The 24,217-nt window shown below is 42.8% G+C and carries 23 protein-coding genes and 1 other annotated feature; of the genes, 1 reads left to right on the top strand and 22 read right to left on the bottom strand.

The features are described from left to right. Nucleotides 1-237: 237 nt before the first annotated feature. Nucleotides 238-1,014, top strand: coding sequence for a TerC family protein (locus G6R08_RS19510; RefSeq protein ID WP_163530437.1), 777 nt, complete (start codon nucleotides 238-240; stop codon nucleotides 1,012-1,014). A 409-nt stretch (nucleotides 1,015-1,423) separates the two neighbouring features. On the opposite strand, the gene ileS is transcribed toward G6R08_RS19510, so the two are convergent. The 22 genes from ileS to G6R08_RS19400 all read right to left on the bottom strand — a co-directional run bounded on the left by ileS (nucleotide 1,424) and on the right by G6R08_RS19400 (nucleotide 24,213). Further along, nucleotides 1,424-4,174, bottom strand: coding sequence for an isoleucine--tRNA ligase (gene ileS / locus G6R08_RS19505; protein WP_163530435.1), 2,751 nt, complete (start codon nucleotides 4,172-4,174; stop codon nucleotides 1,424-1,426). Nucleotides 4,175-4,318: 144 nt separating this feature from the next. After that, nucleotides 4,319-4,548, bottom strand: a binding site (T-box leader). An 86-nt stretch (nucleotides 4,549-4,634) separates the two neighbouring features. Further along, entirely contained in the window at nucleotides 4,635-5,144 is a 510-nt protein-coding gene (locus G6R08_RS19500; RefSeq protein ID WP_079529770.1) for a DivIVA domain-containing protein, read from the bottom strand. 79 nt (nucleotides 5,145-5,223) lie between these two features. After that, entirely contained in the window at nucleotides 5,224-6,000 is a 777-nt protein-coding gene (locus G6R08_RS19495) for a YlmH family RNA-binding protein (protein WP_163530433.1), read from the bottom strand. 83 nt (nucleotides 6,001-6,083) lie between these two features. Further along, nucleotides 6,084-6,350: a YggT family protein gene (locus G6R08_RS19490; protein WP_163531406.1), complete on the bottom strand. Its 267-nt coding sequence runs from the start codon at nucleotides 6,348-6,350 to the stop codon at nucleotides 6,084-6,086. A gap of 3 nt (nucleotides 6,351-6,353) precedes the next feature. After that, nucleotides 6,354-6,809 (bottom strand): cell division protein SepF, encoded by a 456-nt coding sequence (locus G6R08_RS19485; protein ID WP_163530431.1) that lies wholly within the window; start codon nucleotides 6,807-6,809, stop codon nucleotides 6,354-6,356. Between the two features lie 24 nt (nucleotides 6,810-6,833). Continuing rightward, nucleotides 6,834-7,502, bottom strand: coding sequence for a YggS family pyridoxal phosphate-dependent enzyme (locus G6R08_RS19480; protein WP_163530429.1), 669 nt, complete (start codon nucleotides 7,500-7,502; stop codon nucleotides 6,834-6,836). 29 nt (nucleotides 7,503-7,531) lie between these two features. Then, nucleotides 7,532-8,323, bottom strand: coding sequence for a peptidoglycan editing factor PgeF (gene pgeF / locus G6R08_RS19475; RefSeq protein ID WP_163530427.1), 792 nt, complete (start codon nucleotides 8,321-8,323; stop codon nucleotides 7,532-7,534). Nucleotides 8,324-8,388: 65 nt separating this feature from the next. Next, the gene (locus G6R08_RS19470) at nucleotides 8,389-8,664 is read right to left on the bottom strand and encodes a YlmC/YmxH family sporulation protein (protein ID WP_079529764.1); all 276 of its coding nucleotides are present in this window, start codon (nucleotides 8,662-8,664) and stop codon (nucleotides 8,389-8,391) included. A 99-nt stretch (nucleotides 8,665-8,763) separates the two neighbouring features. Next, a complete protein-coding gene (gene sigG / locus G6R08_RS19465) occupies nucleotides 8,764-9,543 on the bottom strand; it encodes an RNA polymerase sporulation sigma factor SigG (protein ID WP_079529763.1) in 780 nt (259 codons plus the stop codon). An 83-nt stretch (nucleotides 9,544-9,626) separates the two neighbouring features. Then, nucleotides 9,627-10,343 (bottom strand): RNA polymerase sporulation sigma factor SigE, encoded by a 717-nt coding sequence (gene sigE, locus G6R08_RS19460; protein WP_079529762.1) that lies wholly within the window; start codon nucleotides 10,341-10,343, stop codon nucleotides 9,627-9,629. Between the two features lie 16 nt (nucleotides 10,344-10,359). Next, on the bottom strand, nucleotides 10,360-11,268 hold the full coding sequence (gene spoIIGA, locus G6R08_RS19455; RefSeq protein WP_275897962.1) for a sigma-E processing peptidase SpoIIGA: 909 nt from the start codon (nucleotides 11,266-11,268) through the stop codon (nucleotides 10,360-10,362). 746 nt (nucleotides 11,269-12,014) lie between these two features. Continuing rightward, complete coding sequence (ftsZ, locus tag G6R08_RS19450; protein ID WP_163530425.1) at nucleotides 12,015-13,166, bottom strand: cell division protein FtsZ; 1,152 nt, start codon at nucleotides 13,164-13,166, stop codon at nucleotides 12,015-12,017. Between the two features lie 75 nt (nucleotides 13,167-13,241). Further along, on the bottom strand, nucleotides 13,242-14,537 hold the full coding sequence (gene ftsA / locus G6R08_RS19445) for a cell division protein FtsA (RefSeq protein WP_163530423.1): 1,296 nt from the start codon (nucleotides 14,535-14,537) through the stop codon (nucleotides 13,242-13,244). 177 nt (nucleotides 14,538-14,714) lie between these two features. Beyond that, on the bottom strand, nucleotides 14,715-15,083 hold the full coding sequence (locus G6R08_RS19440) for a small basic family protein (protein ID WP_163531404.1): 369 nt from the start codon (nucleotides 15,081-15,083) through the stop codon (nucleotides 14,715-14,717). Between the two features lies 1 nt (nucleotide 15,084). Next, entirely contained in the window at nucleotides 15,085-15,804 is a 720-nt protein-coding gene (locus G6R08_RS19435; protein ID WP_163530421.1) for a DUF881 domain-containing protein, read from the bottom strand. 5 nt (nucleotides 15,805-15,809) lie between these two features. Then, complete coding sequence (locus G6R08_RS19430; RefSeq protein WP_240339780.1) at nucleotides 15,810-16,511, bottom strand: DUF881 domain-containing protein; 702 nt, start codon at nucleotides 16,509-16,511, stop codon at nucleotides 15,810-15,812. Next, complete coding sequence (locus tag G6R08_RS19425) at nucleotides 16,501-17,310, bottom strand: cell division protein FtsQ/DivIB (protein WP_163530417.1); 810 nt, start codon at nucleotides 17,308-17,310, stop codon at nucleotides 16,501-16,503. The genes G6R08_RS19430 and G6R08_RS19425 overlap by 11 nt, the downstream gene beginning before the upstream one ends. A 541-nt stretch (nucleotides 17,311-17,851) precedes the next feature. Then, the gene (spoVE, locus tag G6R08_RS19420) at nucleotides 17,852-18,952 is read right to left on the bottom strand and encodes a stage V sporulation protein E (protein WP_163530415.1); all 1,101 of its coding nucleotides are present in this window, start codon (nucleotides 18,950-18,952) and stop codon (nucleotides 17,852-17,854) included. A gap of 68 nt (nucleotides 18,953-19,020) precedes the next feature. Further along, nucleotides 19,021-20,364: a UDP-N-acetylmuramoyl-L-alanine--D-glutamate ligase gene (gene murD, locus G6R08_RS19415; RefSeq protein WP_163530413.1), complete on the bottom strand. Its 1,344-nt coding sequence runs from the start codon at nucleotides 20,362-20,364 to the stop codon at nucleotides 19,021-19,023. After that, on the bottom strand, nucleotides 20,361-21,347 hold the full coding sequence (gene mraY, locus G6R08_RS19410; protein ID WP_163530411.1) for a phospho-N-acetylmuramoyl-pentapeptide-transferase: 987 nt from the start codon (nucleotides 21,345-21,347) through the stop codon (nucleotides 20,361-20,363). The genes murD and mraY overlap by 4 nt, the downstream gene beginning before the upstream one ends. Before the next feature lie 38 nt (nucleotides 21,348-21,385). Next, complete coding sequence (locus G6R08_RS19405) at nucleotides 21,386-22,738, bottom strand: UDP-N-acetylmuramoyl-tripeptide--D-alanyl-D-alanine ligase (protein WP_163530409.1); 1,353 nt, start codon at nucleotides 22,736-22,738, stop codon at nucleotides 21,386-21,388. Then, a complete protein-coding gene (locus G6R08_RS19400; RefSeq protein ID WP_163530406.1) occupies nucleotides 22,738-24,213 on the bottom strand; it encodes a UDP-N-acetylmuramoyl-L-alanyl-D-glutamate--2,6-diaminopimelate ligase in 1,476 nt (491 codons plus the stop codon). Before G6R08_RS19400 ends, G6R08_RS19405 begins: the two co-directional genes overlap by 1 nt. Nucleotides 24,214-24,217 lie beyond the last annotated feature (4 nt).

Raw genomic sequence — 24,217 nt, 5'->3', positions numbered from 1 at the left:
CTTATGGTGCCTAACGTGGTTAACTAATCATAGAATTCCAAAGGGGAGTAGCTTTAACAGTAACTGTCGTCATTACAGAGTGGGTAAAATCATTCTCGGCATTACTGGCAACTACGGTATTGTTAGCAAGACCTTTGACCATGTTGAATGGTGAAAGGTCTTGTTTTTTGTGGTCTATACCAGTTCAACTTGGAAATGCATTCATCTTATATTGTCGTCTTGAAAGGAGAAATCAACATGGAATCAATCTGGCTGGAATATGGCTGGACCTTACTGGTGTTAATTGGTCTGGAGGGTATCTTATCTGCTGATAACGCCCTTGTGCTTGCGGTGATCGCCAAGCACTTACCAGAAAATGAGAAAAAACGTGCGATCGACTATGGTATTCTTATGGCCTTTATTTTCCGATTCGCTGCCATCTTCCTAATCTCATTTTTGGCAGGTGTCTGGCAAGTTCAGGCAATTGGAGCAGCTTACCTTATCTACCTCGGTGTCAAACACGTATATGCTACATTTTTCGTTAAGAAAAATGAAGGTGAAGAAAGTGAGGAAGATAAAGCTGGAGCCGGTTTCTGGCCTACTGTAGCAAAAATCGGGATTGCCGATGTGGCTTTTGCGATCGATTCTATCCTGGCAGCCGTGGCCCTTGCCGTAACATTACCAGCTACACCACTTCCCCAGTTTGGAGGAATGGATGGCGGTAAATATGCGGTAATCGTCATCGCCACGATCGCAGGACTGGTACTTATTAAATTTGCAGCCAACTGGTTTGTACAACTTCTTGAAAAACGTCCTGGCTTAGAGACAGCAGCCTATTTGATCGTGACATGGGTAGGTGTGAAACTAGCTATTATTACACTGTCCCACCACAATGTCGGCATACTGCCAGAAACATTTGCTCACAGCACAATTTGGACAATTATTTTCTGGACCGTACTACTTACCATCGCAATCGGCGGCTGGTTCCTTTCTGATAAGAGCAAGTCACAGAAAGAGTATTCTAATTCTAATTAGAAGTCATTTCATTAAAACTTATGCAAAAGCCCTAACTTCTGAATCAGAGGTTAGGGCTTTTTAGTATCGTTCGGTCTAGTGAAATTGACACTATGGATTTGATCTGGGGGCCGGGTAGCTCGTTCGGACTTAGCACATGAGGGTTCGACCCTGGCGTGCGGAGGTTCGGACCTAGCTCACGGAGGCTCGACCCTAGCGCGTGGAGGTTCGGACTTAGCTCGCAGGGGCTCGACCCTGGCGCGCGGGGGTTCGGACCTAGCGCATGAGAGTTCGCCCCTAACACACGGAGGTTCGGCCTTAACACACGGGGATTCGGCTCTAGCGATCAGTTATTCTACCCAATGGCCAGAGTCTGCCCCCTTCACACAAAAAAATGTGCCGCCCCATCAACGAGAGCGGCACACTTTATTTACACTTCGTAATGTTCTTTCACAACGGTTGCACAACGCACACACAATTCTGGATGATTCTGATCTTTTCCAATATCATCAGAGGATACCCAGCAGCGCTCACATTTTTCCCCGTCATGCTTCACAACTTCTACGTCCACATGCTCATAAGATTGAGCTTCTTTTGCCTCCGTCGCAACGGTTGCGTCCGATACAATCAGAAGCTGATGGAGGTGCTCAATGCTCGTAAGGACTTCACGGGTTTTGTCATCCTTAGGTATCAGAGTCACACGAGCCTCAAGTGATTTTCCGATCACTTTTTCATTACGAGCGACTTCAAGTGCTTTTAACACGTCATCGCGTACTTCCATGAAGTGATCCCATTTCTCAACGAGTGACGCATCGACAGGATCATTGGCTTCCGGCATATCCGTCAGCTGGACACTAGCTGCATCTGCTCCTAGAATAAAGCGCCAAGTCTCATCAGCCGTATGCGGGATAATCGGTGACATCAGCTTCACGAGAGAAGTTAAAATCTTATAATAAACCGTCTGGATGCTGCGACGGTAAGGATGATTTTTCGCTTCAATATACAGAATATCTTTAGCAAAGTCTAAATAGAATGAACTTAGATCAATGGTACAGAAATTGTGTACCTTGTTATAAACTACCGAAAACTCGTAGTCATCATATGCATGGCGAACGTCATCTACAAGCGTATGGAGACGATGCAGCATATATTGATCCACTTCCTGGAGCTTCTCGTCGCTAACCATGTCTGTGGTTGGATCAAAATCGTGCAGATTACCGAGTAAAAAGCGGAAGGTATTACGAACTTTACGGTAAACTTCAGCTACTTGTTTTAAAATTTTATCAGAAATTCTCACATCAGCTTGATAATCCGCAGAGGCAACCCAAAGACGAATAATATCAGCACCAAGCTGTTTCATCACTTTGTCAGGAATGATGACATTTCCAAGCGACTTACTCATCTTGCGTCCATTTCCATCAAGAGCAAATCCATGACTCAGGATACCTTTGAACGGTGCCTTTCCTGTAACTGCAACAGAGGTCGATAACGAAGAGTTAAACCAGCCTCTGTATTGGTCGGATCCTTCGAGATAAAGATCAGCAGGGCGATTCAGCTCTTCCCTTTGATGCAGGACACCTTGATGGGAAGATCCAGAATCAAACCATACGTCCATAATATCCGTCTCTTTCGTAAACTCACCATTTGGACTATATTCTGACGTAAATCCTTCAGGAAGCAAGTCTTTCGCTTCACGCTCAAACCAGACATTAGAACCGTGTTCACGGAACAGCTCAGATACGTGAGTAATTGTCTCATCTGTAATAATAGGTGTGCCATTTTCAGCATAGAAGACAGGGATCGGCACGCCCCACGTGCGCTGACGGGAAATACACCAGTCCTGACGGTCGCGAACCATATTATACAAACGGGTTTCTCCCCATTTAGGCGTCCATTTTACCTGATTGATTTCCTCCAATAGTTCTTCACGGAAATCTTTAATTGAAGCAAACCATTGATCCGTAGCCCGGAAAATAGTCGGCTTCTTCGTACGCCAATCGTGCGGATAGGAGTGTGTAATAAATTCAAGGCTTAACAAGGCACCTGATTCTTTCAGCTCATCCGTGATCGGTTTGTTAGCTTTATCATAGAACATTCCTTCATACCCCGGAGCTTCCTCTGTGAAGACACCTTTATGATCGACAGGGCAAAGCACATCAAGACCATACTGCTGCCCTACCCAGAAGTCATCTTCCCCGTGACCTGGGGCAGTGTGCACACATCCCGTACCACCGTCGACGGTAACGTGGTCCCCTAGAACGACTAGTGATTCACGATCATACAATGGATGTTTGGCGGTTATACGATCCGCTTCTTTTCCTTTGAAAATCTGTTTCACTTCATAATCTGTCCACTCAAGCTTTTCAGCTACTGTGTCTAGCAAATCGCGAGCAATGATAAATTTATTTTGACCGACTTGAACGACTGCGTAATCATAGCCCGGATTTAAAGCAATCCCTAAGTTAGACGGAATCGTCCAAGGCGTTGTCGTCCAGATGATAAACTTTTCATCGCCTTCCAGTAGTCCTTTACCATCTTTAACGTCAAACGCTACATAAATAGATGGAGAACGCTTATCCTGATATTCAATTTCTGCTTCAGCTAAAGCAGATTCAGAAGATGGAGACCAGAAAACTGGCTTAAGACCTTTATAAATATATCCTTTCTTAGCCATGTCGCCGAATACCTTAATTTGTTCGGCCTCATAATCTTTATTTAATGTAATATAAGGGTTATCCCAGTCACCGCGAACACCCATACGTTTAAATTCTTTTCGCTGACTGTCAAGCTGACCTAGAGCATACTCGGCACAGCGCTCACGGAATTCCGCAACAGACATTTTTTTGCGATCTACCTTTTTCTTAGCTAACGCTGATTCGATTGGCAACCCGTGCGTATCCCAGCCAGGAACGTATGGAGCATGGTAGCCGGCCATGGATTTATATCGTACAATAAAATCTTTTAGTGACTTATTTAACGCATGCCCCATGTGCAGGCTTCCGTTGGCGTAGGGAGGTCCATCATGCAGCACGAACAACGGACGTCCCTCTGTTCGTTTTTGGACTTCCTGATAAATATTTAATTCTTCCCACGTTTTCTGCATTTCCGGTTCACGATTCGGTAAATTGCCTCGCATCGGAAATTCTGTTTTAGGCATCAGCAATGTTTCTTTGTAATTCATAGATGCTCCTCCTTCGTTTTCATAGAACTAAATCGCAAGCTGCCTGGGTGCCGGGAAACGGGCTACCCAACTTCGCTTGCCAGCAAAATGATCCTGCCTTTAAATGGATATCTAATGACGATAAAAAAGCCTTCTCATCCCTAATAAAGGGACGAGAAGGCTCGCGTTACCACCCTAATCAATCAGCTGGAACGCAGCTGATTCACTTGTCTTATTCGTATCGTGAATGACTCGACTACATCTACTGCTACAAGGTTCGACGTAGTAACTCAAGGGGGATTTTCCAACAGAGGCAAGCTTCGGTCTTCCACCATCACCGAATCGCTTCAAGAGTCCCTGCATCCCTGACGTACTTTCCCTATCATCGTTTGATTCATATTCAATTATCCCGGCCAAATAGACATGGGAGTTTCACTTTATGCTTATGCATTATATGTAATCCCGTTCAAGAAGTCAAGTGTTATTTATTTGCCAGCTCTTCTTTTAAGTCAATTTCTTCATCAAATTCAGTTTCAAAGAGATGATCCCAGTCATCATTATCAATCATATCCACTTGTGCTTCAACGAGCATGCGCAGCCTCATCTTAAACACTTTAGCTTGTTTCTTCATTTCTTCAACTTCTACTGAAATTCTTCTGGATTTCTCTAAAGCCTCATTAATAATCCGGTCTGCATTTTTTTCTGCTTCGCGTACGATAAGTTTAGATTCTTTCGTCGCGCTATTTTTAACTTCTTCCGCGGTTTCCTGCGCAACAAGAATGGATTTATTCAGCGTGGTTTCAATTGTGTTGAAGTGACCTAGACGTTCATTCATCTGTTCGACTTCACGTTCGAGTTCTTTCTTCTTACGAATGACGATTTCATAATCTTTGATGACTTGATCTAGAAATTCATTGACTTCATCCTCATCATATCCCCTGAACCCGCGTGTAAATTCTTTATTGTGAATATCAAGTGGTGTTAAAGGCACACCGGCCACCTCCCTATAAGTTCGATACAAATAGCACTAGTTACTTCTTTCGACAGTCATTCGTGTAATTCCTCTAAATTCATCCAATTAATTTAGAAATCGTCACACGATATTTTTCTTTCTTCGTCATGCCATTAATTTGGTCTACTCTGCTTCTTCCGCTTCCCCGGACAGAAAGGAGATCTCCTGCTTCTATAAGAAAGGATGGGCTTTCTACTATTTTAAAATTGACCTTCACATGCCCCGCCTCAATATACATTGCTGCCTTTTTTCGAGATACGCCGTATATTTCTTTTACAACGACATCTAGCCTTAATGAGCTTAACGTAGCGTCTTTCGACTGCCACACGTCGTTACTTTCCATCAACGAGTTAAGCGGCTTTGGCTCGAAGCTTACTTTTGCTTTTTTCACGCCGGTAAAATTCATACATATGTATTCACTGATTTCGGAAGCTGCCACAATGTGAATCCATCCATTTTGAACAATAAGGTCACCGAGTTTTTCCCTGCGAATGCCTAGTGACATAAACGCCCCAAGTACATCCCGGTGCTCAAGTGTCATAAACTTATCAGGATAACTTGCTTCCAACAGCACAACTTGGAAGTCCTGGTCATTAATGACTTCATATTCAGGAGCTATAATCGCTCGTTTTCTCTCACTGGCTTCTGATCCGCCGTATAAGCTCCATTGCAGCACAGGATTATTTCCCATAACTGCACTTACGATCTGTTGTTCCCGGGGGTTTAGAAAATCACTTTCTTTTCGTTCATAGCGCATCTCCACATCATTCTCCCAGGAGATCACTTGATCGATAAATGGACGCTCATCTTCTCTGAAATGCTGATAGATTTCCATAAAATCACCACCGTTTACGACAAAAAGAACAGATGAGAGGCTGGCTGCTTTCGGCTAGCATCTAACCTGTTCCGATTCGGTTATTAATAAAAAATCATATTAAACAAAACTTGAAGACCTTGCCCTGCAAATCGCAAGACAAAAATGGCTACAAGAGGAGATAAATCAATCATTCCTAGCGGCGGAATGATCTTTCGAAACGGCTCTAGAAATGGTTCGCACATTTTACTGAGAATCTCGCCAAAACTTGACTCTCTTGCACCTGGGAACCAAGACAAAAGAATGTAAATAATTAAGAGCCAACTATAAATATTAATCGCAAAAAGTAAAACATTGAACAACTGGACCATCATTTACCACCTTCTACTCATATCTTCTTCTTCACCCATCAGCATTTCTGTAATCGAACCAGAAATTTCCACATTATCCGGTGTACATAGAAATGTTTGGGTACCAAGCTTTTGAATGTCTCCACCTATAGCATAAACGGTACCACTGAGAAAATCCACAATTCGCTTCGCTTGGTGATGGTCTACTCGCTGCAAATTAATAACCACTGCTTTTCGATTCACAAGCTGGTCAGCTATTTCCTGCGCCTCGTTATATGCTTTAGGTTCACTTAAAACCATTTTAGAGGAAGACTTGGCACTCTTCAGGCTCACAACATTTTGATGTTCCTGTCTTTGCCTGTTTCTTTGCATAGGTGTTATTTCTTCTTCCTCTGCTTCACTATCCATTCTATCTTCGTCGACGTATTCATATTCATCTTCCAGTGTAAAAAAAGATTTGAATTTATTTTTCATGCTCATTCTGATCACCTCAGATATTTTTTATTATCCAACTAAACTGGATCCGACCCGGATGTGGGTAGCTCCCTCTTCAATGGCAATCTGGTAATCATTACTCATTCCCATGGACAGCCATTCGCAAGGAGCATGGGCCAGATGCTTGTCCCTAACCTGGTCACGTAAAGCACGTAGTTTTCTAAAAACGGCTCTTAATTCCTCTTCTGCCTCAACATGCGGCGCCATAGTCATTAGTCCGACAATCTTAACTTTTTCATATGCTTTCATGGCCTCAATGAAGGAGCCCACTTCCTCCGGGGGGAGGCCATGTTTCGATTCTTCTCCACTGACATTAACTTGTACAAAACAAGAAACAGGGTCTTCAGCCCGCTTATTAATTTCTTTTGCGAGGGACCGGCGATCCAAAGAGTGAAGCATATCAATTTGGTGGATTACATCCTTCACCTTACGCGATTGCAGTGAACCGATAAAATGCCACTTCGCCTGATTTCCAATACTCTCATATTTTTCAAGGAAGCCTTCTTTCCTGTTCTCACCGAGATTTGTTACCCCAGCTTCCAATGCTTCTTTTGTCCTTTCGATCGATACGTACTTCGTTACAGCAATGATCGTAATCTCATCACGATTACGATTACTTCTCTTGCACGCTTGCTCAATCGTTTCTTCCATTTGTGTTAAGTTGTCTGCTACAGTCATGTATGTATCGCTGCTCCTTTCACATTTACTTAAAGACCAATATAAGCCAGCATTCTCCCCGTTTTCCCATGGTCACGCCGATGAGAATAGAATAGCTCATCTTCCTCATACGTACATAAATTCGTCTTATAAATGTGGGATTCGCGCAAACCTGCATCAAGCGCCGTTTGTCTGTTTAATTCTTTTAAGTCTAACAAATATTTATCAGATCCCTTAGGAATGGACACTTTCTTCTTATAAGCTTCGGGAATGTGACGAATAACATGGTGGTCGACTTCATAATTTCGTTCACCAATGGAAGGTCCAATAACCATCCTCATGTTCTCGGCAGAAGCCCCCTGGCTTGTTAAAGCATTAACCATGCGCTCAGTCATATCGTGCACAGTACCTTTCCAGCCTGCATGGGCGATCCCTATCCATTCTGCTTCCGGGTCGATGAAAAGAAGAGGAACACAATCCGCATAGAAGGCGGTAAGAAGAAGATCTTTTTGATTGGTAATCAATCCATCTACATCAGCTATCGTCTGTTCTTTAGCAAATGCTCCTCTTCCTGCATCTTCCTGTTTGACAACGTGTATACCCGTTCCATGAACTTGTTGGCCCATCACCCATTGGGCTAATGGAATTCCCAGATCATTTGCAAGTTCTTTGCGATTCCGTAACACGTCAGCTTCTGCATCGCCGACATGTAATCCCATATTTAATGAATCGTATGGCATTTCACTATACCCGTTCTGTCTCGTCGTTATTCCTGCTTTTACGCCATATTCTTCTAAACACGATAAATGTCTCATCGCCTGGTGTTTGAAAGGCTCGGTCATAATACCACCTCAATTTCCCTCCATTTTACCACATTATTCATGCTTTTTCCTATATCATTCGTAAGTCATTCGTGAGAATTTGACTTTTGTTGACTCTTAACTCCACTATAACTGGATTTTTTCACTAAAATAACGTCGGCCCCAATGTTTACAATTTGCGTCCAGGGGATGACGATTTCCTCGTCTTTGCCGAACAGCCCCATCGCTTTTCCTTTTAAGGTAATGACTAAGCCTTGCAGCTGGCCGCGTTGAGTATCGATGTCTAAATCTGATATATAGCCAAGGCGTTCCCCTGTTTCCATCGCAATAACATCTTTCATTTGCAGTTCAGAAATTTTCATTACTTCACCACTCCTTTCTAGAGTGTATGCACAAGATCGGCAACTCTTTCTTTACAAAAAGAAAACACCGCTGCAAATTCCTTGCAAACGGTGTTTTCTCTATTGAAACATAGATGAATTCATTTCCTTTATGGCCGCTTTCTCCAGCCTTGAAACTTGTGCTTGTGAAATACCGATTTCATCAGCAACTTCCATTTGAGTTTTCCCTTGAAAAAATCGTTTCGTTAGAATCATCTTTTCGCGGTCATTCAGCTTTTTCATACCTTCCCTTAAAGATAACTCGTCCACCCAGTTAGAATCTTTTTCACGATCATCCTTTAATTGATCGACAACAAAAATCGGGTCTCCGCCATCATTATAAATCGGTTCAAACAAGGAAACAGGATCTTGGATCGCATCCATCGCAAAGACAACATCCTCATGGGGCACACCCATTTTATCAGCGATTTCATGAGGGGCTGGATCCTTCGATGTTTCACCTATCATTTTCTCACGCATCTGCAGCGCTTTGTAGGCTGTATCCCGAAGTGAACGGGAAACGCGAATGGGGTTATTATCCCGCAAGTAACGGCGAATTTCCCCAATGATCATCGGAACGGCATAGGTGGAAAATTTCACATTGTGACTGAGATCAAAGTTATCAATCGATTTCATCAATCCAATACAGCCAACCTGGAACAAATCATCCCCGTATTCGCCGCGATTGTTAAACCTCTGAATGACTGATAAAACTAGGCGTAAGTTTCCATTGACAAGCTCTTCCCGAGCACTGTCATCTCCACTTTGCATTCGTTTAAATAGGGCCCGCATTTCTTTATTTTTAAGTACAGGAAGCTTTGATGTATCTACACCACATATTTCTACTTTATGACGTGTCAATGTAAGACCCTCCCAAGAAGCTTTAATCAGTTCTCAGTATCTCCTTGGGAGGAAAATTTATGCACGACTCCACGTAAGAATATCTATACCATTTTATCAAATTCACGTTGCAAGCGGCGGATGATTTTCTTCTCAAGCCTTGATATATAGGATTGAGAGATGCCCATCATATCTGCAACATCTTTTTGAGTTTTTTCTTTTTTTCCAATCAATCCAAACCGCAATTCCATAATCTCTTTCTCACGATCATTTAATTGTTTGAGAGCTGATTTAAGTAATGTTTTATCAATCTTTTTCTCAATGCCTCTTGTAATTAAATCTTCATCCGTGCCAAGGATGTCAGACAAGAGTAATTCATTTCCGTCCCAATCCACATTCAATGGTTCATCAAAAGAAACCTCGGTCTTTAGCTTGTTGCTTTTACGCAAGTGCATGAGAATTTCATTTTCAATACATCTTGATGCGTACGTTGCCAGTTTAATCTTCTTCTCCGGATCAAACGTATTCACAGCTTTAATGAGTCCGATCGTACCGATACTAATTAAATCTTCGATGTTCAGCCCCGTGTTCTCAAATTTCCGAGCAATATAGACAACGAGACGCAGGTTACGTTCAATCAGCATAGCCCGCGCTGCCTTATCTCCTTTAGGCAGCCGTTCTAATAATTCCCGCTCTTCCTCTCGAGATAAAGGCGGAGGCAATGCCTCACTCCCGCCAATGTAGTAGATTTCACTTTGCTTAATACCGAGTTTTATTAATAACTTATAAATCCATAATTTAAGTTTAAATTTCCACTTCATGAAAACTCTCCCTTCGCTAAGCCGTAATTCCCTTTAATGAAGCATGAGGATGAATTAAAATCTGGTACATTTGGTCATGTGTTAAGTCATGATGCTGAACGCCCAGAAGTGGTTGATCTACCTTTAATTGACCTTCATCAGTATGAATGGTAATCGACTCGACAAAGAACGTAACCATCAACTGCCCAAGCGACCCTGCTCCCTGATACGGTACAACACGGACCGCTGATTGTACTGCAGGTGACAATTCTTCTAAGTGCTCCAATACTTCGTCTGTCTTTACGTACTCTAAATCCTGTTCGGGCAAAAGCTGCTTCCACACATGGAGGTCAGCTAAGAAAACCATTTTCTTGCTGATCGGATCAATCAGCTGGTTTCCACTATCCACTAACCCGGTACAATCTGCCTGTTTTCCATCAAAGCTGACCGTGACATTATACAAATCCTCTGTCTTCATTTTGTGAGCTTGCACTTGTTCCATGCGCCATTTCGTAAACAACCACGATAACGGAAAGCCGACACACACAAGTACCCAGCTGACAGGATCTCCATATCCAGAAGAAAAGGTGATCATACTGCTCCCATCAAATTCAATTCGACTATTTAAAAAAAAGTGAATCCCAAGTAATGCACCTCCAATCGCAAACGTTACAAAATAGAACGTCAGCCATTGGATGAAAAATGATTGAATAGACTTAAAAGAAAATGCCATATAGATAATGATAAGCGAAAAAAATAACTTCCCTAACGCTGAAGTTAACCAAATATGAGGCATATACACCGTAATAGGAACGATGCAGGAAGCAAACAAAGCTGCTGCGGCTAAACGTTTATTAGTCGTTTTCGCCCGAGTTAATCCTTGCGTTAAGTATAGAATCATCCCGTCCATGAAAATATTCAATGTCCAAACAGCATCAAGGTAAATCCTCCCCTCTCCTCTCTATTGATTTATAAATTAGTATAAAGCCTGTCTATGTAAAAAGTCTGTCACATTTTGATTTGATTCAAAGCTAGTTTTGTTAGTTTCTGTCTAGTAATTTTTGGGGAATCTCAAAAATGATTATGGAGGAAAACTGCAAGGTTAAGTACATAGTAATTTTATTATGTAGACTAAATTGTAGTTAGTTAAATCAATTTCATAATTTAAGTCACATGTTCTCCAAGGGATTAAATATGTATAAAGAAATACCTCCTATAAGTCTAGTCAAATATTTGAAATCATTTTTATTAGGTGAAGGGCAGCAATCTGGAAGACCCAGTCTCGAGATATATTTCCGTTGCCTTTCCCCGAACTTCCTTTACCCGCTGAGCCTCCTCGGACTCCGTCCTCTGAGGTCTCACCTGTCATGTTCATCCCACAGGAGTCTCGCAATTTCCCGAACCTCCTTGTGTTTAAAGAAGAACGGAAACACTCCAGGTTCAAGATACCCACGATAAAATAACTTCTTATGAGATAGATGAAAATCTCTCTGTGACGCGGTTATTATGCCATATCATAACGGGTGAAACTCTCTGAGAACTATACGAATCTGTGATGTCCGCCAGAATTGATTAATTACTCCTTGCGCTGAACGCACCCAAACTTATATAAACTTAACTGCTATAAAATAGATCTCTGCACATAAAAAAATATCGCTGCCCCTCTAGGGACAGCGATATTCTCACACTTATTTATCTACGGCGATTACGGTTACGTAAAAACGTTGGAATATCAAGTGTATCTTCTTCTTGCGGAGCTTGTTTAGGCGGCACTTGATGAGAAGCCTCTCGACGTGATTGCGGCTGTTCTTCACGTACACGCTCTTGAGGTGTCGGCTTCGATTGATTCATCATATTACCGCGCGGTCTCTTTTGAGCTTCTGCAATTTGAGCCTCATCAAATCCAGTCGCGATAACAGTTACGACGATCTCATCTTTCAAGTTCTCGTTGATAACGGAACCAAAGATAACATTTACTTCCTGATCTGCTGCCGACGTAACAATATCAGCTGCCTCCTGGACTTCATAAAGACTTAAATTCGCTCCACCACTAATGTTCATGAGAACCCCGTGTGCTCCATCAATAGACGTTTCAAGCAACGGTGAGGAGATTGCTTTTTTGGCAGCTTCTGCCGCCCGGCTTTCTCCTGTAGCAATACCAATCCCCATCAATGCTGAACCTTTATCAACCATGATGGTTTTGACGTCTGCAAAGTCAACGTTAATTAAACCAGGTACTGCGATCAAATCTGAAATACCTTGAACACCCTGGCGAAGCACGTTGTCGGCTTCACGGAAAGCTTCAAGCATCGGTGTATTTTTATCAACGATCTCAAGCAGGCGGTCATTCGGGATAACAATTAACGTATCTACACTGCCTTTTAAGCCTTCAATTCCACCTGTTGCCTGAGTTGAACGTTTGCGGCCTTCGAACGTAAACGGACGGGTAACAACACCGACAGTTAAAGCTCCAAGTTCTTTAGCTACTTGAGCAATAACAGGAGCTGCACCTGTACCTGTGCCTCCACCCATTCCGGCTGTAACGAAGACCATATCGGCTCCTTGCAACGCTTCTTCTAACTGTTCTTTACTTTCTTCAGCTGCTTTGCGACCCACTTCTGGATTCGCTCCAGCACCAAGTCCGCGCGTCAGTTTGCCGCCAATCTGCATTTTTACTTCAGCTTTCGATAGATTCAACGCCTGAGCATCTGTGTTCACAGCAATAAATTCTACACCTTGAACTCCATGCTCGATCATTCGGTTAACGGCATTACTTCCACCGCCACCGACCCCAATCACTTTAATTGTTGCTAGCGAATCCATGCTCGTATCAAACTCTAACATCTTCCGTTCCTCCTAATACACAAGATTACAAGATTTACTATGTCGAACGTTACCCATAAATATTTTCTTGTTACTTTAATCAAAGAAATACTTTAATAGGTTCTGGAACCCTGATTCCTTTTTCTTCTTCTTAGGCTCTTCAGTTTCTTCTTCTTTTGTCTGCTTTGCCACCCGCTTCTGTTTTTTAGGAGCAGGCTGCTCAAAATCCATAGAGACAGATGGAAACATCTCTTTCCCTTGTATTTTCGCATTACGATAAGCGAATTGCAATATCCCAACACCACTTGTGTACTGTGGCTCGCGAACACCAATGTAATCAGGGATGGCTAGACGGATATTTGAGTTGAACACATCTTGAGCCAACTCCAGTACGCCAGGCATATTCATCGCGCCGCCGGTAAGCACAAAGCCCCCCGGTAGTTCCCGTACACCCATACGCTGCAATTCCTGGGCAGCAAAAACAAGGATCTCTTCCAGTCTTGCTTCAATCATATCAGAGATTTGCAATTGATTGAATGATTGTTCGCGATTACTCCCAATAATTGTGACAGAAAATGTTTCCTCTTCGTTCGCATCATCAAAAAAAGCATGCCCATGATCGATTTTAATTTTTTCAGCTTCCTGTGTAGAAGTTCTTAAACCAACGGACAAGTCTTTCGTTAAATTATCTCCACCATAAGGAATCATACTTGTGCCTCTTAAATGCCCTTCATCAAAAATAGATATAGTCGTTGATCCACCACCTACATCGACAAGAGCCACTCCGAGATTTGTTTCATCTTCAGAAAGTGCCACCGTACCGGTTGCAAGTGGCTGCAAACAAACATCGAGCACTTCTAACCCGGCTCGTTCCACACATTTCAATGTATTATGTAAAACGGTTTTCGCGCATGTAATAATCATGCCTTCCATTTCAAGACGAACTCCGATCATCCCGCGAGGGTCCGTGATTTCATCCTGGCCATCCACAATAAATTGTTGTGGAATTACATCAATAATTTCCCGTTCAGGAGGAATTGAAACCACCTGTGCTGCATCTATTACTCTCGTAATATCTTCATTCCCAATTTCACGCGTTTCACTAGAAACAGCTACGACCCCATGGCAGGGCTGCAGTTGAATATGATTGCCGTTAACACCGACTACTACACGATCTATTTTCATATCTACCATTCGCTCTGCTTGTTCTACAGCAGATTTAATCGAATGTACGGTTTGGTCAATATCTACAATAGCGCCTTTTTTCATGCCATTTGATTTGGATGATCCAACGCCAATTATATTAAGGGAATCATTCATAATTTCTCCAATAATAACTTTAATTCGACTCGTTCCTATATCTAAACTCACTAATATTTCATTTTGGTTCACCAGTGACGCACCTCCTATTACAAGCCATATAAGTACTAAAATCATATCGAATTTACAGATAAAAAACAATCGTTGCAATAAAAACGTAAATGAATTGATAAATTGAGTAATGAAATTAACGGCTGAATAGAAAATATTGTATAATTATTATTTTCCACACCACTTCAAGAATTCCTTTTATTTTTGCCTCATTTTTTCAATTTTACGTGTGATAAGCCGTTGGTCAATCACTTGTCTCCTAATTACAGCGATATTCTGGAATAAACGTACCCCAAAAGCGAATACTGCCGCAAGGTACAGGTCTATCCCCAGTTGTACACCTACAAAGGCGAGCAACGCCGCTAGAGCAACATTTGAAAAAAAGCCAGTTACGAATACGGTCTCATTAAATGTTTTCTCCAAACTGGCCCGTACCCCTCCTAATAGTGTATCAAATGCAGCTAAAACAGCAATAGACAGATAATCCTTATCCTCCTCAGGTATACGAAGGTTCGTCATCAAACCAACCGCAACCCCGATAATCAAAAACAGTACAGGGAGCCACATTCTATTCACTTGTCTCCCCCATTTCCCCTTTTTGTAACACTTCCAAATGTAAAGGATCTTCATATTCCGGCAGAGTGATGTTGGTCTTAATACTAACTTTCAGTTCGAGATTTTCAATGGCAAAGTACTCTTTTGACTGACTCACTTCCATATAGTCTGACAGCTTTTCAGGATTAGAGGAGAGGGCATAAATGGTTACGGGCAGCGGAGGTAAAGGGCGATTGTTTATATAAGTATAACCGTTCACACCTCTCACTGGTGATAAATTAGTAACCCGTTCGTTCCCTATCGCTATTTCTGATGCTCCAAACTTGTTTAAATCATTAATCAGACGAGTCAGGAGCTCTGGAGAAATGGATGGGTAACTTTGCACTTCATCTGTCTCCACAAAGATAGGCCCTACCTCAATCACAATTCCTGAACCTGTTTGCTGAGTCAGCCCGAGGTTTCTTTCGAGTTTATTAATGGAAGATTTCAGTGTTTCGATTTGCTCTTGTTGGCTTTGCTCCTGATACTTCTCGATCGTACGGTCCGCGTCAGCAATTTTCTCCAACAGGTCCTGCTGTTGGGTTTGCTGCCTATCCAATGCCTCTCTTATTTCCCATACGTCCCTCGTGTCTCGTTTAACAGGTCCAGCTTGGGTCGTTTGATATTGAATCGCAATCATAAATCCAATTACTAGAAAGATAACTGAAATCACCCATGTTGTACGTTTGCTCATGCCTTTCACCCTTCAGATGTAACTCTAGCTTTCATTCTGATTTCGTTTTCTTCTGTCATTTCAACATCAACATGCTCACTCTCTAATTGATCTACTACCCCGCGTGTTAAATCTAGACTTGAATAGAGAACATTGGTGTCTCCGATCGCGGAAATCACAAAGGGAGCGGCATGTTGGACACCATCTACTGTAATGACAGGACCGGTACAGGAGATGTAGCTATCACTAAAATAACGTTGGCCATTGATAGATACCGCCTTAGCTCCTGCACTCAGCAGCTCGTTAATCACAAGGTGTACATGGCTTTCATGGACCATATAGTTATTAATATTGCCGGCCTCGGGGGTATATTTGGCGTCACGCAGCGTAATGGTCACACCTGGCCCTTTGACGGGTAACTCGCCTGCCAATAACTGGAGCTCCTGCTTTTCATCCACATAATCTGAAACCATTTGTTCAGACTGTGCCAACTGACGTTCGAACTCCTGGATTTCTTTACGCTTACTTCTTAATTCTTCTTTCAGCTGTTTATTCCTTTTCTCAATTTTTAACAACTGCTGCTGATAGTAGTATTCTTTTTCCCATTGGGTGTCATTTAACTGAACCATTTCCGGTTCCGCTTTCGTTTGCTGGTAGCTGTAGGCAACTAGAAAACCTGAGCTGAGTAACACGAGAGAAAGGATAAAGGTTCTTCCTTTATGACTCATCCTCATTCTCCTCGGCCGCATTCCCTTCCGTGTCATCTTCTTTCTTCTTTGAGTCCGGATAGGCTTCGAAATAGGCTCCTACATCAATATGTACGATTCCTTCTTGATCCTCGCTCAGCTGAGAGACAATGGAAGGGTAAGCTGGCATTTTACTGGAAAAAGTTCGTATTGAAGCCTGTACTTCATACCCGTCATTCATGTAAAGCGTGATCAGATAAGGGTTGTCCTCTTTAGGCGTCCAGTGAATTTCAGAAATTAAACTGGCAATACTGTTTGGCAGCTCCTTGAGTTCTTTAGACATTTCCTTTAAATATGTGGCTTTTGTAAACCCTTTTAAAACGGGCGCGTCCCCGCCAGGGATGGCCATTTGCACATCTAGCTTTGTGCCATTTTCTAAAATAGGCTGAAACTTGCCATCCACCTGCACATATCCAATTCTTTCCGCTTCTTCTACCTCGATGCGGATCGTGCTTGGTAAATTTCTCTTCACTTCCACATCAATAATTTGATTATGGGATGAGATGTTTGCTTCTATGTCAGCTGGGTCGACTTTCCAAAAGTTCGTAGTATCGGTTATCTCTGACATGTCTTTTATTTGCTCGCTGCTGACATAATTCTCCCCTTCGACCTCAATGTTGCGCACATGACTGAGAGGAGACTGTAAATAGACAACAATCGCGATTAACAGAAATAATACGGACAAATATTGAACTAACCTTCTATTCGCTTTTTTCTTTCTAACTTGTTTTAATTTAGGAATTCGATCCTCTATGGAAACAACTTTCTTTTTTTCTTCCATAATCAGCATGTCTCCTTGTTGCCAGATGTAAAAGCTTCATCACAGCAAACTTCTAACTTTTTCAATCAATTAATATGAACTGATTAGGCTCATGGTACCCCCCATTATATCACATATACCCATGCGAATTAGGAACTAGTTTGCAATTTAATACTTGTTTTTTCAAGCCCTCTTTCATGTAAAATAACAAGATATTATACCCAGTCAATAAGTCCACATAAAAAAAGGGATTGGGATACAAAACTGAACTAAACATAAAATAATCCGAACTATTCAGTTCGGAATTACTTATGTAGCCAAGAAAGGATTTCTACCATCGCTCCGTCAAAACACTTCGCTTTCCGCGGGCACGGCCTCAGATTCCTCGAAAAGCAAGGAACGCTTTCCTGCGGGATCTTCGACTCGCGCTGTTCCCGCAGGAGTCTTCGTATTTTGACTACGCTAATGATCTGCGTTTTTACTATTCAATTTTTCATCGTCGTTCTTTGACATCATTGTTTTACTTATGCCCTAGCCTCTTGTTGAAAATTAGCACGGTCACCTATTTCGTTGAATAGCGGCTGACGCTTAACAATAAGCCAAGTGCAGCGAGAGTTAAAGTTAAAGAAGACCCTCCATAACTTACGAGCGGAAGAGTGATTCCTGTTACTGGAATTAACCCCGTGACCACGCTGACATTAATCATCACTTGAATGGAGATCATCCCAACTATTCCAAGTGCCAGTAAACTGCCATATAAATCTGGTGCGTATAAGCTGGCACGAATTCCGCGCCACAATAAAATTAAAAATAAAAACAGCACCGCACTGCCGCCGAGAAACCCTAATTCTTCTGCTAACACAGAGAAAATGAAATCAGTTTGCGGTTCGGGCAGGTAGAAGAACTTCTGCATACTGTTGCCTAACCCCACTCCGAGCAGTCCTCCCGGTCCGATCGCATATAAGGATTGGATAATTTGAAAGCCGGTCCCAAGCGGATCTTCCCACGGATGCAAAAAGGCTGTAATCCGATCAATTCGGTACGGTGCCGAAGCAATCAAACCGACCATCCCCGCTGCCCCGGCGGCTGCGATCCACATAAAATGGCTTATTCTTGCACCAGCTGTAAACATCATAACGAGGCATGTGGTGACCATAACGACGCCTGTCCCTAAATCTGGCTGAAGCATAATCAAAGCAAAAGGAACGAGGATCAAAGCTAGTCCTGGAAGAAATCCTTCCTGAAACGAGACAATTTTCTTTTGCCTTAACGCTAAAAACTTGGCCAGAAAAATAATTAATCCAAGCTTCATGAACTCTGACGGCTGGATGCTGAACATTCCGATTCCAATCCAGCTTCGCGCTCCCCCGCGGACCATTCCAACTCCTGGAATTAACACGGCGACGAGAAAAACGAGACAGAGGATCGCGATCCATTTCGCATGTTTAAACCACATATGATAAGGAATCCGGGATAGGGCAACCATCGCAACCAAGCCTAAAATAGCAAACAATATTTGGCGCTTGGCATAATACCATGCATCATCAAATTTATATTCTGACCAGATGCTTGAAGAGCTGTAAACCATCACAATGCCAATAATTAAAATGCTAAGGATTGTACAAGTCAGCCATATGTCTGGCTTTTTTTCATTTCTGTCCATAAAAAAGCCCTACCTCCCATATGATTTGGAAAACAGGGCTTGTCAAGCTTGTCACATAAGCCCCTTACTTACAGCTTATGCACAGCTTGTTTAAACATATGACCTCTTTCTTCGAATGTACGATATTGATCCCAGCTGGCACAGGCCGGAGATAATAAAACTACATCCCCTTCATTCGTGAAACGATCAGCAGCACCTACAGCTTCGTCCATCGTTTCAACGATCTTTACATGCTCAACATTCGCCTGCTTTGCAGCCTCAGCCAGCTTGTCTTTTGTTTCCCCGAACACGACCATAGCTTTCACATGATTCAAATAAGGTATTAATGCATCAAAACCGTTACCCCGGTCAAGACCCCCTGCCAACAATACAGTCGGCTGTGTAAACGACCTTAATGCATAGGAAGTTGCTAAAATATTCGTAGCCTTTGAATCATTGTAAAATAAAACGCCTCGCTTTTTGGTCACATATTCTAACCGATGCGTCACGCCTGCAAAGCTTGTCAAAACAGTTTGAATTGCTTGGTTTGAAATTCCTCTTATTTTAACCGTCGCCACAGCTGCCAGGATATTTGCCAGGTTGTGTTCCCCCACCAAAACAATTTCACTGCGCTTCATGACTGTCTCTTCTTTAAAATAAATATACTCGTCATCTGCCCATGCTCCGTTCACTTTGTTCGTAATCGAGAAAGGAACTAGAGTGGAAGCTGCCTCCTGTAGAAAAGACAAAATTGCTTCATCATCCGCGTTATACACCAAGTAATCTTCTTCTGTCTGCATTCTCATGATATTCGCTTTGGCTTGAAAATAATGCTCCAGCGTATGGTGATAATCCAAATGAGCTTCGAATAAATTCAACCAGACAGCAATGTTCGGTTTAAAAGTCTCCACGCCCATCAGCTGAAAAGAGGAAAGTTCGATGACCATCGTCTCCTCTTCTGTTGTGGTACGAGCTACTTCAGAGGCTACTTCGCCAATATTTCCTGCAATGGATACAGGCTGTTGATCTGCTTGTAAAAAAGCATGAATCAGCGTTGTGGTCGTTGTTTTACCATTGGATCCAGTTACGCCTATTAAATCTCCCCGATGGAGCTGACCTGCCAGTTCAATTTCGGTGACGACTGAAATCCCTCGCTTTAGCCCTTCCTCTACAATCGGATTTTCATAGCGAATCCCTGGGTTTTTAACGATCAGGTCGATCCCATCAAGAAGATGGAGCGGGTGACCGCCTGTGATCACTTCTGCCCCCTTACTTTTGAGACGTTTCACCAGATCACTTTCTTCATCCGCTTTCAAATCATTGATCCGTACCGAAACTCCGCTGTCTAAAAGCAGTTCAGCCGCTGCAGTACCGCTTTTAGCAAGACCCAAGACTAATACATGCTTATAAGCAAATGATGAAAAACTTCTCATCCGAACATCACCTCAATATAAATCCCGAGTATTGCGAAAAGCAGCCCTACCGCCCAAAATGTGGTGACGACACGCCACTCTGACCATCCTTTCAATTCATAATGATGGTGCAGGGGGCTCATTTTAAATACTCGTTTACCCGTCGTTTTAAATGATATTACTTGAATAATGACTGATAAGGTTTCAATCACAAATACACCGCCGATGATGACGAGAAGCAATTCAAGTTTTGTCAAAATAGCAATAATGGCAATGGCTCCGCCTAAAGCAAGTGAGCCAGTATCGCCCATAAACACTTTGGCAGGGTGGGCGTTAAACACTAGAAAACCTAACAGTGCTCCCACAACAGCAATCGAAAAGATGGCGACGACTGTATCAGCTTCGCCATTCCACGCTAAAATACCAAATGCTCCAAAAGCGATTGCTGCAGTTCCGGCAAGAAGACCATCTAGTCCGTCTGTCAGATTGACAGCATTGGATCCACCAACAAGCATGAATAAAATTAATAGTCCATATCCCCAGCCCAATTCGAACTCAAAGGAAGTCCCAGGGAGTGTAATGTATGTGGGGAAATCATTTTGTACTAACATCCAATAGACGACGACGGCAATCACAATTTGCCCGAGCATCTTCTGCTTTGACGTTAACCCAAGATTTCGTTTCTTGGCCACTTTAATATAATCATCCAGAAATCCTAATAATCCATAACCAAGTAGTACAAACAGCACAATAAATACCTTGACAACTTCTGCTTCTGGTAAAAACCAGAAAGTAATGGCGAGCGTAGTCAGTGTGATCCCGATCAGAATCATCACACCGCCCATCGTAGGTGTTCCCGATTTCTTCTGATGAGACTGTGGACCCTCTTCCCTAATTTTCTGGCCAAATTTAAGCCGTCTTAAAAACGGGATAATGATCGGCGATATAACGACTGTTATAGCGAATGCTAGAGCCATGGTTATGAAAAGTATGTAGTCGTTCATGTTTTTCCTCCTTTATCGTGATCGCAATCGCCTGCTCATCAGTTCGTTAAATCTGTCATTAGCTCTTCAAGTTTCATGCCCCGTGAAGCTTTGATTAGTACAACGCTCTCTGATGTTAATTGACCTTGAAGCTGATCACTCAATTGTTGTTTTGTTTCAAAATGTTGGGCTTCGATGGCTGGATGAGATTTCTGAACAGCTGCTGAAATCTTATCAGCATGATCACCAATCGTATAGACAGCCTGAATTTGATCGGTTATCGCTTCAGCGACGCCTGCATGTAGTTCATCAGCATATTCGCCCAGCTCAAACATATCTCCGAGCACAAGTATTTTATGTGTCTTCTCTTTTAAATGACAAATCACTTCAATGACAGCCTTCATTGAAGTGGGTGAGGCATTGTAAGCATCATTAATAATCAAAGCCCCCTGCTGCCCTTCATGTTTCTCAAAACGCATCCCGGACATTTCCAGGCGTGTAAACCCTTGATTAATTTCCGCTGGCGTCATTCCTAAAAAAGTAGCAATAGCTATAACGTATGATGCATTTTTAACGTTATGCCTGCCCGATAGCGGGATATGGTAGGATGTACCTGCAAAAGTAAAGCTGCTGTCATGATCAGTCATTTCCACATTCCGGATTTGCTCCCGGGAGCTGTCTAAGAATCCGCATGATATCGCAGACGGACCATAGGAATCAGCAGCAAGCAACGGTTCATCGCCATCGAAGACAAATAACCCTTGCTGTTTCCAGCCATCAAGAATTTCGAGTTTAGCGCGCGAAATATTTTCCCGCGATCCCAAATACTCGATATGAGACTCGCCAATATTTGTAATGATCACATGGTCTGGTTCCGCTAGTTGGGACAGCAGCGAGATTTCACCGGCCTGATTCATCCCCATTTCTAGTACCGCCACCTCTGTATCTCTCGGCATGGCTAGGAGCGTTAACGGTAATCCAATATGATTATTATAGTTTCCTGCTGTTTTATGGGTTTTATACTTGACTTGCAGAATGGAGGCCACTAGATCTTTCGTGGTTGTTTTACCATTTGAGCCGGTCACCCCGATCACCATCGGAGCAACTTGCTTCAAGTAATATTTCGCAGTCTGCTGCAGCGCAGCAGTTGTATCCTTAACAAAAAAGATCGGAAACCCTGTCGGCAGGCTCTCAGGAAGAGCATAGTTTTCCTGCCATAGAGCAGCTACCGCTCCTTGATCGATTGCTTCCATAAGAAAGTGATGGGCATCAAATGACTCCCCTACGATCGGAACAAAGAGGCTCTTCTTAGCCTCTTTTCTCGTATCTGTCATAATGCGTTCCATCAAGATAGCACCTGTTTCTCCCCTGTAATCCGGAAAGACGTTTGTTAGTTCTTCAACTGTGAACATTAAAAATGACTCCCTTTTACTTTCAATAAAATATCTCTGGCCACTTCACGATCATCAAAGTCATACCTTACACCGTTGATCTCTTGATACGTCTCATGACCTTTCCCGGCAATCAGCACCATGTCTCCTTCACTTGAGTGAAGAATGGCTTGTTCAATGGCCTGCTTCCGGTCCTTTTCTACTTCAAAATTCCCGTCCAAATGTGCTGTCATGTCATAAAGAATTCGCTCAGGCTCTTCTGTTCGCGGATTGTCTGATGTGAAAATAATGTGGTCTCCATACTTCATCGCCACATCAGCCATTAACGATCGTTTAGTCCGATCACGGTCTCCGCCGCAGCCTACCACGACACGAATTTGCCCAGAGCAAAATTCTTTCATTGTTTTCAGCACATTCTCAAGCGAATCCGGTGTGTGAGCATAATCTACCACAACACCGAATTCCTGACCTGCTAGTACAGGTTCGAAACGGCCGCGTACCCCTTCTGTTTGCGCGAAGGATTGCTGGATCGTCTGCAGACTTACTCCTGCAGCCAGAGCGGCTCCAGCGGCTGCCAGCATATTATACACACTGAACATACCCATTAAAGGGCTTGTAATCATAACTGTCCCTTTAGGGGTTTCCAGTGTAAATGAAGCACCTTTTTCGTGAAGATCAATGTTTTTCGCCATAATATCTGCCTGCTCATGTATGCCATACGTTAACGTCGGTTTAGCCGTTGAACGCACCAGCTTAGCTGCCACAGGCGAGTCAATATTAATGACAGCAAATTTTTCCCGCTCCACATTATACCCGTTTCCAAGCTGTGCAAACAATAGGGACTTAGCACGAAGATAATCTTCCATATCTTCATGATAATCTAAATGATCTTGACTTAAATTTGTAAAAATAGCAATATCAAAGTCGCAGCCATAGACGCGGCCCTGATCAAGGGCATGGGAAGAAACCTCCATGATCGCTGTTTCCACACCACTGTCGATCATCTTGCGAAAACTGCTCTGTAACGAAAGAGCGTCTGGGGTTGTGTTCTTCACTGGATACACATCCCCTGCTATATTCATTTGGATCGTACCAATGGTGGCTGTCGTCTGCTGTTCACGTCGAAAAATTTCATCAAGCAAATACGTAACGGTTGTTTTACCATTCGTACCTGTTACACCAATTGTGTAAACACTCTCTGTTGGATATTCATAATAGGCGGCTGCCAGCATGGCCAGCACCTTGGTCGTGTCATTTACAATGACGACAGGAAACTCAATATTCAAGTCTTCTTCCGCCACAATTGCGGCTGCTCCTTGATCAATTGCAGATGTCACATAAGCATGACCGTCGGTTTCGGCCCCGCGAATACATACGAACAAGTCGCCAGGGGAAACAGTTCTTGAATCCATCGTCACACCGGTTATCGTAATCGTATCAATTGATTGGTTAGTTTTATAAAATGGAACAATTTCTAATAACTCTTTCAACTTCATTCTA

The sequence above is a fragment of the Halobacillus ihumii genome (genome assembly GCF_902726645.1).
Taxonomy (GTDB): domain Bacteria; phylum Bacillota; class Bacilli; order Bacillales; family Halobacillaceae; genus Halobacillus_A; species Halobacillus_A ihumii.
Note: the sequence above shows the minus strand (reverse complement) of the source record. Positions and strands in the feature narration are given on the sequence as shown.